This is a genomic window from Streptomyces durocortorensis (genome assembly GCF_016901035.1).
Lineage (GTDB): Bacteria > Actinomycetota > Actinomycetes > Streptomycetales > Streptomycetaceae > Streptomyces > Streptomyces durocortorensis.
Map to the genome: position 1 here is coordinate 792 of NZ_JAFEUF010000226.1, position 10215 is coordinate 11006.

General features: G+C 73.8%; 11 protein-coding genes. 3 read left to right on the forward strand and 8 right to left on the reverse strand.

Features of this window, described 5'->3' with window-relative positions:
* Positions 1 to 154: 154 nt before the first annotated feature.
* The 3 genes from JS521_RS36945 to JS521_RS29005 form a co-directional block, all read right to left on the reverse strand.
* Positions 155 to 385: a hypothetical protein gene (locus JS521_RS36945; protein ID WP_003969918.1), complete on the reverse strand. Its 231-nt coding sequence runs from the start codon at positions 383 to 385 to the stop codon at positions 155 to 157.
* A gap of 269 nt (positions 386 to 654) precedes the next feature.
* Positions 655 to 2178 carry a hypothetical protein gene (locus tag JS521_RS29000; RefSeq protein WP_205085914.1) on the reverse strand — a complete coding sequence of 508 codons (1524 nt, stop codon included), beginning with the start codon at positions 2176 to 2178 and terminating at the stop codon, positions 655 to 657.
* Between the two features lie 101 nt (positions 2179 to 2279).
* Positions 2280 to 2993, reverse strand: coding sequence for an antibiotic biosynthesis monooxygenase (locus JS521_RS29005; RefSeq protein ID WP_205085915.1), 714 nt, complete (start codon positions 2991 to 2993; stop codon positions 2280 to 2282).
* Positions 2994 to 3169: 176 nt separating this feature from the next.
* Here JS521_RS29005 and JS521_RS29010 point away from each other — a divergent pair, with 176 nt between their 5' ends.
* Positions 3170 to 3955, forward strand: a complete 786-nt coding sequence (locus JS521_RS29010; RefSeq protein ID WP_205085916.1) for a phosphodiesterase — start codon at positions 3170 to 3172, stop codon at positions 3953 to 3955.
* Positions 3956 to 3965: 10 nt separating this feature from the next.
* On the opposite strand, the gene JS521_RS29015 is transcribed toward JS521_RS29010, so the two are convergent.
* A complete protein-coding gene (locus tag JS521_RS29015) occupies positions 3966 to 4640 on the reverse strand; it encodes a DUF4232 domain-containing protein (RefSeq protein WP_205085917.1) in 675 nt (224 codons plus the stop codon).
* 149 nt (positions 4641 to 4789) lie between these two features.
* Here JS521_RS29015 and dapA point away from each other — a divergent pair, with 149 nt between their 5' ends.
* Positions 4790 to 5671, forward strand: coding sequence for a 4-hydroxy-tetrahydrodipicolinate synthase (gene dapA / locus JS521_RS29020; protein ID WP_205085918.1), 882 nt, complete (start codon positions 4790 to 4792; stop codon positions 5669 to 5671).
* Positions 5672 to 5689: 18 nt separating this feature from the next.
* Here dapA and dapD read toward each other — a convergent pair whose 3' ends face one another.
* Both dapD and JS521_RS29030 read right to left on the reverse strand, forming a co-directional pair.
* Entirely contained in the window at positions 5690 to 6688 is a 999-nt protein-coding gene (gene dapD, locus JS521_RS29025) for a 2,3,4,5-tetrahydropyridine-2,6-dicarboxylate N-succinyltransferase (RefSeq protein ID WP_205085919.1), read from the reverse strand.
* Positions 6689 to 6698: 10 nt separating this feature from the next.
* Entirely contained in the window at positions 6699 to 7937 is a 1239-nt protein-coding gene (locus JS521_RS29030) for an MFS transporter (RefSeq protein WP_205085920.1), read from the reverse strand.
* 163 nt (positions 7938 to 8100) lie between these two features.
* Between JS521_RS29030 and JS521_RS29035 the strand changes: the two genes are divergently transcribed.
* Positions 8101 to 8979, forward strand: coding sequence for a winged helix-turn-helix transcriptional regulator (locus JS521_RS29035; RefSeq protein WP_205085921.1), 879 nt, complete (start codon positions 8101 to 8103; stop codon positions 8977 to 8979).
* A gap of 112 nt (positions 8980 to 9091) precedes the next feature.
* On the opposite strand, the gene JS521_RS29040 is transcribed toward JS521_RS29035, so the two are convergent.
* Positions 9092 to 9667 (reverse strand): TetR/AcrR family transcriptional regulator, encoded by a 576-nt coding sequence (locus tag JS521_RS29040; protein ID WP_205085922.1) that lies wholly within the window; start codon positions 9665 to 9667, stop codon positions 9092 to 9094.
* 28 nt (positions 9668 to 9695) lie between these two features.
* The gene (locus JS521_RS29045; RefSeq protein WP_006123656.1) at positions 9696 to 10022 is read right to left on the reverse strand and encodes a DMT family transporter; all 327 of its coding nucleotides are present in this window, start codon (positions 10020 to 10022) and stop codon (positions 9696 to 9698) included.
* Between the last annotated feature and the right edge of the window lie 193 nt (positions 10023 to 10215).

The following is a 10215-nucleotide window of genomic DNA, read 5'->3' on the forward strand; positions in this document are numbered from 1 at the left end:
CCCCCGCCGCCCGGGGCCGCGCGGGCCCGCCCCCCCCCCCCCCCCCGCGCGCCCCCGCCCCCCCCCGCCCCCGGGGGGCCCCGGGCCCCCCCCCCCCGCCCCCCCCCCCCCCGGACCCGGAGAAGGCGGACGCTGCTCGTGCTCGTCCCGCGTCTCAGAGCTTGGTCAACTTGGAGTACGGGCTCAGGATCCTTCCCTGACGCCCCGAGAAGTCGATGAGGACTGCGTCGTTGTCGCCCTCGACAGCAAGAATCCTGCCGAGCCCGAACTGGTCGTGCGACACCCTGTCGCCCACATCGAAGCATTCGACCGGTGGGGCCTCCTGGGCCGGGCGGTTGAAGGGACTGGAAGGCAGGTGACGCCGGGATCCGGCTGACTGTTTCATTACGTCGAGTATGCGCCCTGTGAAGGCCCGACGCCATGCCCGCCGGTGCCGGGGCCCCAGAAGTGCCGGATTCGTAATCAGCGCTCACCAGGCCCGGTCAGCGCTTACTCCCGCCTCCAGCAGCGAAACCACGCGGAACGCGGCATCGGAAAGACCCCCGAAGGTGTGGCGTTTTTCCCTTCGCCCGCCGCGGCGGCACGGGCGGTGTCGCGCCGCCGACGTCTGCTTTGTACGAGCAGCGCTCAGCACAAGAGCCACGCGCCGGCGCCTCAGCCACCCGCGCGCGAGCGCGCCTTGAACGCCGCCTTGCGGGCGTCCTTGGCGGCCTTCTTGTCGCTGTGCAGCCGGCCCATGGCCTCCAGCACATCGGCGGTGGCCGGGTGGTCGACGCGCCAGACCTCGTCGAAGAAGCCGCTGTGCTGCGCGGAGAGGCCCTCGATCAGGCCCTGGAGCTCGTCCAGCTCGCCGTCCGCGTCCAGCTGGGCGGCGATGGTGTCGATGGCCAGCCAGAAGATCATGTCCTCCGGCGGGGCGGGCACGTCGGCGGCACCGCGCTCCGCGAGCCAGACGCGGGCGAGGCCGCCCAGTTCCGGGTCGCCGAGCACCCCGCGTACGGCGGGCTCCGCCTCGGGGCCCGCCAGGGCGAGGGCCTGCTGGCAGTGGAGGCGGCGCAGCGGTGCGCCCTCGTCCGTGCCGCGCGCGGCGGCCAGCAGCTCGGCCGCCGCCGACACCGCCCCCTCGGCGTACCCCGCGAGCCAGAGCTTGACCTCGGCGCGGGCGGCGGACTCCGGGTAGTGGGCGATGCCGTCGAGGAGAGCGTCGGCGCCCTTGCCCGCGAGGTCGCCGACGGCGGGGGCGTCCATCCCGGCCTCCAGCATCCGGGCCCGGACGCCGTACAGGCCGAGAGGGGTGAGCCGGACCATGCCGTACCGCGTGACGTCCTCGTCGTCGGCCCCGGCGACGGAGGCGTCCGCCGCTTCGCCCTCCTCGACCAGCAGCGCCTCGTCGACCGGCTGGTAGGCGACGATCCCGATGGGTTCGAGGAGCCGGAACTGGTCGTCGAGGCGCATCATCGCCTCCGACACCTGCTCCAGGATGTCGTCGGTGGGCTCGCCCATGTCGTCGGGGACGATCATCGACGCGGCGAGGGCGGGCAGCGGGACCGGTCCTTCGCCCGCGCCGTTGTCCGCGAGGGTGAGCAGGTAGAGGTTGCCGAGGACCCCGTCGAGGAACTCCGCCTCGGCCTCCGGATCCCAGTCCAGGGCGTCGAAGTCGATCGAGCCGTCCTCGCCGACGAGGTCCGCGAAGTCGTCCAGGACGGGCGCGGTGGCGTCGGCGTGCACGGCGTCCAGGCCGTCGAGCCAGATGGACAGGACGTCCTGCGGGGAGCCGCCGGTGAGCAGGGCCAGGTTCTCGCCCGCGGAGACGGTGCCCTCGGCCTCCGAGCCGTCCGTGCCTTCCGCGTCTTCCGAGCCTTCTGCGGCTTCCTCGCCGCCCGGAAGTTCGTCCTCCTCGGGGTCGGTGACGTCGAGGAGGCCGGTGTCCACGGCGAGCCGCCAGGCCTCGCTGGCGTACGCGGCGCCGTCCTCGTCGGCCGCGAGCGCGAGGTGCTCGGCGGCCGCGGGCAGCTGCGCCTCGACGAGCTCGCCGCCCGCGCCGACCCGGGTGCCGGGACCGGCCCACCGGGCGAGCTTGACGGCGCGGACGAACAGCGGAGCGGCGAGCGCGTCCCGTGCCAGTTCGGCCTCGGAGTTCAGCCGCACCGGCGGCAGGGAGGGGCGCTCTGCGGACATCGGGGGTTCTCCTCGGTGCGTGCTCGGGGGCATACGGAGTGCGTACGCGGTTCAGCCGCCCAAGCCTAGACGCATTTCACCGCCCGCCGCCCGGCGCGCCGCTACCCGCCCGCGCCCGGTTCCATGCTGAGCGCGGGGGTGTAGCGGTGCACGCCGCCGCCGGTCATGCCCGGGTACTTCTGGACGCGTTCCCAGAGCGGGGACGGGGATCCGACGCCCTCACCGGGTGCGGCGAGGGCCGCGATGTGGTGCTCGGCGCTCTCCCACTCGGCGTAGTTGAGGACCCGGGCGCCGTCGGTGGAGGCATGGAAGTGTGCGGCGATGCCGCCGTCCGGCAGCTGGGCGTCGTCGCCGAGCGCCTCGAACACGGCGTCCACCCAGTCGCGTTGGCGCGCCGCGTCGGGGCCCTCGAACTCGACGTCGACGATGACGACGCAGCCGGTCTCCCGGGTGTCGCCCTCGGCCCGGAGCCCGGAGCGGTACAGCTCGTACGTGTGCAGGCCGAGGCGTTCGATGCCGGGGACGGCGGCGTCGATCTCGGCGTTGCGGGGGTCGCGGCCCTCGCGTACGAAGTCCTGGTAGGCCTGTTCGCCGGTCCACTGGGAGTAGTGCAGCAGGGTCGCACCGTCCTCCCCTTCGTGGACGCTGTAGGAGAGCAGCCCGGGGTGCGGCCATTCCCGGCTCTCCCAGGCCTTCCGGATGGCGTCGACGGTCTCTCGCTGCCGCTGCGGTGTCCCGACGTTCCAGGTGCCGGCCTTGGCGATCGCGGCATCGGGGCGGGCCGGGTCGGGGCGGCGGGTGACATGCGTGGTCATGGCGGTGTTCCTCCTGTGCGTGCGCCGGTCGGTGCGCTACGACCACCACCTTCGTACCTCAAGTCCGGTTGAGATCAAGGCCGTTCCCGTCAAGGCGCACGCGGACGCGCCCGCATGCCGTTCGCCCACGGCATGACCGGGTGCTTGCCCGCCGTCGCCGGGGAAGGGTGGGGGGCATGACCCTCTCCGTGGCGCACCTGAGCGACCCGCACCTCACCACCGGCCCCGGGGCGGCGGCCCCCGCGGCGGGGTTGCGGGCCGCCCTGCGCCGGGTGCTCACCCTGGATCCGCTCCCGGACTGTGCCGTGATCACCGGTGATCTCACCGAGCGTGGGGAGCCGGGCGAGTACACGGCGCTGCGCGAGGAGATCGAGGCGTTTCCGTTGCCGCTGCACCTGGTGACGGGGAACCACGACGTGCCGGAGGCTCTCGTGGGCGGGTTCGGCGGGACGCGGTTCCTGGGCGGGGGGACGCGGACGTCGTACGTGGTGGAGCACCCGGCGTTCACCGTCGTGGTCCTGGACTCGTGGGTGGCCGGTGCGCCGGGCGGGCGGCTGGGGACCGGGCAGTTGGCCCGGCTGGACCGGGCCCTCGCCCTGCGCCCCGGCGTGCCGGCCCTCGTCTGCCTGCACCATCCGCCGGTTCCGGTCGGCATCCCGTTCCTGGACGCTATGGGCCTGGCGGACGGCCCGGCGCTGGCCGAGGTGGTCGCCGCGCACCCCCGGGTGGCGCGGGTGCTGGCGGGCCATGTGCACCGCCCGGTCACGGCGTCCTTCGCGGGCAGTACGGTGGCCGTCGCGCCGAGCACGTACCGGCAGAGCGGTCTGGTGCTGCGGGAGGGGGTGCCCGGCTATCCGGACGAGCCTCCGGCCTTTCTCCTGCACGTACGGCCGGACGGGCCGCCGGGGTCTGCCTGGGCCACCCATACCGTTCCCACGGCCCCCGCCGCACCGCAGGGCTGAAGTCCCCTGCTCAGCCGCCGAGTTCGGTGCGCCAGGCCGTCGTGTTGAGCTCGTCCATCAGCCGGATGTCGTGGCCCTCCAGCGGGAAGACCCGCGTCGGCAGGCCGGGGGCTGCGGAGATCGCCAGGGCGTCGCCCTCGATGAGGTCGCCGCCCTCGGGCGTGGAGACCCAGGCCAGGATCGACTTCACGGTGAGGCCGGGGTCCAGCAGGAGCTTCTTCGGGCCCGGGTCGCTGCCGAAGTACGAACCGTCCTCGTTGACCTCGACGGGCAGGGGCCGGCCGTCCTCGCCGAGGGCCCGGACCCAGGGGTAGCCGTCGACGGCGTAGGGCTTGCGGCCGCAGTTGGTGAGGGTGAGCACGACGGCCCGGTGCATCATTCCGGTCTCCACCGGGCCCATGTCCACGACGACCCCGGAGGCGGGGCACTTGCCGGGCGGGGCGGAGGTCGGGCCGGTCTGCGCGGGAGCGCCGTAGGCGGGCGCGTCGGCTCCGGGCGTGGGCGTCGGGGGCAGCGTCTCGGCGCGGACCATGCCGGGCCCGGATGCGGAGGCGGAAGGGGTGGGGTCCGGGCGTTCGCCCTCGCCGGCCGGGACGAGGAAACCGGAACAGCCGGTCAGTGCCGTCAGCGTGGCCGTCAACAGGGCCACCCGGACCCGTCTCCGTACCCGTACACGCTCGTTCATGTCGCCCACCCCTCGCCGCGGCCGGTCGTCCGCGCGGTCGATCTTGTCAGAGGAACAGCAGCGGTCGCCGCACTCTTCAGCAGCTCTTGCCGTTCACCACAAGGAGATCTAAGTGGACCTTTACGGTTCCGGGCGTCGAGACTTCCCCCATGACCGCCACCGCACCGCGCCCCTTCGGCCGCGCCCTCTGCGCCATGATCACGCCCTTCACCGCCACCGGGGCCCTGGACCCGGACGCCGCCCGCGCGCACGCCGCGCGTCTGGTGGCCGAGGGCTGCGACGGGATCGTCCTCAGCGGCACCACGGGCGAGTCCCCCACCACGACGGAGGCCGAGAAGTCCGCCCTGCTGCGGGCCGTCCGGGCGGAGGTCGGCGACGGGGTGCCGCTGCTCACCGGCGTAGGAAGCCCGGACACCGCGCACACCCTGCGCCTGGCCCGGGAGGCCGAGGAAGCGGGCGCGGACGGGCTGCTGGTGGTGAGCCCGTACTACAGCCGCCCGCAGCAGTCCGCCGTCGAGGCGTACTTCCTGCGCGTGGCCGAGTCCACCGCTCTGCCGTTGATGCTGTACGACATCCCCGGCCGCACCGGCGTCCGGATCGAGCCGGAGACCTTGCTGCGGCTGGCGGAGCATCCGCGGGTGGTGGCGGTGAAGGACTGCTCCTACGACCTGCTCGGCGCGACGAAGGTGCTGGCCCGCACCTCGCTGGCGTACTACTCGGGCAGCGAGGAGCTGAACCTGCCGCTGTACGCGGTGGGCGGCGCGGGCTATGTCAGTACGGTGGCCAACGTGGCCCCGCGTCAGATGCGGGCACCGCTGGACGCGTTCGACGTGGGCCGCACCGACGAGGCGGCCCGGCTCAACGGGCTCACGGCCCGGCTCGTCGAGCTGATGATGGCGAGCGGGCTGCCCGGGACCGTCACGGCCAAGGCCCTGCTGGACGCCGGGCCGGTCCGGGAACCGCTGCAGCCCGCCGGGCGCGAGGCGGCCGACGGGCTGCGGAAGGCGTACGCGGAGCTCCTCGCAGCCTGAACCAAGTGAGCGAACGGCTCAGTTGTGGGCGTGCAGGACGTCGTTCAGGCCGCCCCAGACCGCGTTGTTCGGGCGGGCCTCGACGGTGCCGGTGACCGAGTTGCGGCGGAAGAGGATGTTCGAGGCGCCGGACAGCTCGCGGGCCTTGACGACCTGGCCGTCCGGCAGCGTGACGCGCGTGCCGGCGGTGACGTACAGACCGGCCTCGACGACGCACTCGTCGCCCAGCGCGATGCCGACGCCCGCCTCCGCGCCGACCAGGCAGCGCTCACCGATGATGATGCGCTCCTTGCCGCCGCCGGAGAGGGTGCCCATGGTGGAGGCGCCGCCGCCGATGTCGGAGCCGTCGCCGACGACGACGCCCGCGGAGATCCGGCCCTCGACCATGGAGGTACCGAGCGTGCCCGCGTTGAAGTTGACGAAGCCCTCGTGCATGACGGTGGTGCCGGCGGCGAGGTGCGCGCCGAGCCGGACGCGGTCGGCGTCCGCGATGCGTACGCCCTTGGGGGCGACGTAGTCCGTCATGCGCGGGAACTTGTCGACCGAGGTGACCTGGAGGTGCAGGCCCTCGGCGCGGGCGTTGAGGCGGACCCGGTCCAGGTCGTCGACGGCGACCGGGCCGAGCGAGGTCCAGGCGACGTTGGCGAGCAGGCCGAAGAGGCCGTCGAGGTTCTGGCCGTGCGGCTGGACGAGCCGGTGCGAGAGCAGGTGCAGGCGCAGGTAGGCGTCGTGCGCGTCGAGCGGCTTGTCGTCGAGCGAGGAGATGACCGTGGACACGGCGACGATCTCGACGCCGCGCCGGGCGTCCACGCCGATCGCCTTGGCGGCGCCCTCGCCGAGCCGGTTGACGGCCTCGTCCGGGGAGAGCCGCGTCGTACCGGCCGGGCCGGGGTCGGAGGTCAGCTCGGGGGCGGGGAACCAGGTGTCGAGGACGGTGCCGTCACCGGCGAGGGCGGCGAGGCGGGCGGCGACGGCGGCGGAGATGCGGGCAGAACCCTGGGAAGTCGTGTCGGTCATGAACAGCAACCTAACCGGCCGGGGCCCGCTCGGGCGAACCGGTCTCAGCGTGCGGCCCCTTTCCCGCCGCCCGCGCCCGCTCCCCCGGTCCGGGCAGCCGCCGCGCCGCCAGCACCGCTCCCCCGTCGGCCGCCGCGAGCAGGGCGGACACCGGCCAGAGCAGAGCGGGGGACGCCGCGTACAGAGCGGCCCCGAGCGGCGGGGCGAGCACCTGCCCGCTGATCGACGCACCGGCGTACAGGCTCTGGAAACGGCCCTGGGCGTGGCCCGGCGCCTGGTCGGCGACGTAGGCGGTGGCGGGGGTCTTGTAGAGGATCTCGCCGAGGGTCAGGGAGAGCATCATGGTGACGGCGAAGAGGACGCCCGCGCCGGGGATCAGGAGGGCGTAGCCGAGCCCGACGAGCAGGAGTCCGACTCCGACGAGGCCGAGCGGGGCGCGGCGGGCCAGGGCGTGGGCGGCGGGCAGGTCGAGGCAGAGGATGACGCCGCCGTTGATGGCGAGCAGCCAGCCGTAGAGCTGGGTGGAGTGCCCGTGGTCGGCGAGGAAGACCGGCAGGGTCGAGTACTGCTGCCGGTAGACGGTGTCGACGACGACGATCGCGGCGAGCAGCACCAGGACGGCGGGTCTGGCCCGCAGTTCGCGCCAGAGGCCGGGGGCGTCCGGGTCGTGGGCGGGTGCGGAGTGGGCGCTGCCGCGCGCGGGCAGGATCCGGGCGGCGTAGAGGGCGAAGAGCAGGGTGCCGAGGCCGTCGGCGACGAAGAGCCAGTCGTACGAGAAGCGCGCGGCGACCAGTGCGCCGAGCGGCGGGCCGATGGCGAAGCCCCCGTTGCCGGCGAACCGGAAGAGGGCGAAGCTCCGGCGGCGGCTTCCGCCCTCGGGTACGGAGACCGCGACGAGGGCGGCGTTGGCGGCGCGGACGACGCCCGCGGCGTACTGGGCGACCGGGAGCACCGCGTACAGGGCGGCGACCGGCAGGGCGGGCAGGACGACGAGCGCCGCGCCGCTCACGCAGGCGCCGGTCAGCAGGGCGCGGCGGTGTCCGAACCGGTCGCCGAACCAGCCGCCGGTGAAGTTCCCCACGACCAGGCCGATGCCGCCGACGCCGCTGATCACTCCGGCCTGGGTGACGCTCAGACCGCGCGGCCCGACGAGGTACACGAAGAGATAGACGAAGGTGAAGCTGACGACGGCGTTGAGGAACGCCCCGAGCGCCAGCAGCCGTACCGTCCGCGGCACTCCGCGCACCATGCCCGTCCCCGCCACCACCGTGCCACCCCCGTACGACTCCTGCGCCCTCCGCAGTGAGTTCCTTATGGGAACGGACTATGGCAGCATGATTCCATCGGGGTCAACCGAAAGGACCCCGGCGGGGTGGGCGGGGCGGACAGCGGCCACAACCGGAGGGACGACCATGCCTCAGCGCACCAGCCTGGCCGACGCCGACTGCTCGATCGCCCAGGCCCTCGACGTCGTGGGCGACTGGTGGACGCTGCTGATCGTGCGGGACTCCGCGCGCGGGGTGCACCGGTTCGACGCGCTCCAGCAGGAGCTGGGCGTCTCGCGCAAGGTGCTGACCGAGCGGCTGCGGCTGCTGGTCGACGCGGACGTCCTGGCGCGGGAGCCGTACCAGGACCGCCCGGTGCGGTACGAGTACCGCCTCACCCCGCGCGGCCGGGCGCTGCTGCCCGTGCTGATCGCGCTCCAGGACTGGGGCGACACGTGGGTGCTGGGGGAAGGGGAGACGATGGCGACGACGACGGAGGCCTCGCAGGAGGCGGCCCGGGTGCGGGCGCTCAAGGGGACACGGCTGCCGGAGCTGCTGCTGCCGGGGAACGACGGCGAGCCGCGCGACCCGGTCGCCGACACCCCGTACACCGTCCTCTACTGCTTCCCCAGCGCCTACGCCACCCGCGACGCCTATCCGCCGGGCTGGGCGGGGATCCCGGGGGCGAGCGGCTGCACCCTCGAATCGTGCACGTACCGCGACCAGTTGGCCGAGTTCACGGCGGCGGGTGCGACGGTGCACGGGGTGTCCGTGCAGCGCCCGGACGAGCAGCGCGCCTTCGCGGAGAAGGAGGGGCTGCGCTTCCCGCTGCTCTCGGACGCGGACCTGGCCCTGACGGCGGCGCTGCGGCTGCCGACGTTCCGGGCGGCGGGCGTGAGCAGGCTCAAGCGGCTGACGCTGGTGGTGGACCGGGAGCGGACGATCCGCGAGGTGCTGTACCCGATCACGGACATCGGGGCGAGCGTGCGGGAGGCGCTGGAAGCGGTACGCCGCGGGACGGACTGACCGGGCCGTCCGGACACGGCCGGGCACCGCCCCGGCGGACCGGGCGGGGCCGATCCGCGCCGGGATACGCAGGCCGGCGCCCGGCGCGGGCAGCACACCGGCCGGAGCACTGTCAGGCCCCGCCGCCCTCGACGATCCGCTCCAGCATCTTCCGGGTGTACGGCGCGTCGAACGTGCCGCCGGTCAGCAGGACCTGGAGGCAGACGCCGTCCATCAGCGCGACGAGGGCCCGTGCGGTCTCCGGGTCGGTGCGCCGGGACAGCAGCTCGACGGCCTCCTCGGTCCACTCGGCGGCGACGGGGCGCAGCGCGGGGCGGCGCAGGGCCGCGAGATACAGCTCGTACTCCAGCTCGATCGCCCCGCGTTCACCCGCGAACCACCGGTCCAGCAGCCGGGTCAGCTCCTCCGCGAGGTCCGTGTCCGCCACCCCGCCCCACTCACCGTCCCCCTCCTCGGTGAAGAGCCCGCTGGAGCGCAGCGCCTGGACGAAGTTCTCGTTGCAGCGGCGCAGTGCGGCGACGAGGAGTTCGTCGAGCGAGGCGAAGTGGTACGTGGTCGAGCCGAGCGGCACGTCGGCCTCGGCGGCCACGGTGCGGTGGCTGAGCCCGGCTATGCCGTCGGCCGCGATCACGGCCAGCGCCGCGTCGATGATGCGCGTCCGCCGCTCAGGGTCGTAGCGCCGGGCCATCAGTGGGATCCTTCCGGGTTCCGGGCCATCAGTGGGCCCCTCCCAGGTTGAGGACGACGACCCCGGCGACGATCAGGGCGATGCCCGCGATCTTGACCAGGCTGCTGGACTCCCCCAGGAACAGGATCCCGATGAGGGCGACGGCCGCCGTGCCCACGCCGGCCCAGATGGCGTACGCGGTGCCCACGGAGAGCGTCTTGAGGGTCTGCGCGAGCAGGGTGAAGGCGATGAGGTAGCCCACCACGGTGCCGATCGAGGGCCAGAGCCGGGTGAAGCCCTCGCTGTACTTCATGGCCGTCGTCCCGGCCACCTCCGCCGCGATGGCTCCGGCGAGCAGTCCGTATGCGTATCCCATGTGTACGACTGTACCCAACGTTGTGTACGGCCGTACCTATCATCGGCCCACGTCGGGGGCGCTACGGTGTGCCGACGACAGAACGGCCCGGCACCCGGGCCGACGACATGACGGAGACGCAGTGGCGCAGGATGCAGGGTGGGGCGGTGGCCCGTACGGGGGCGCGCCTCACGGTGGGGGGCCCTTCCAGGGG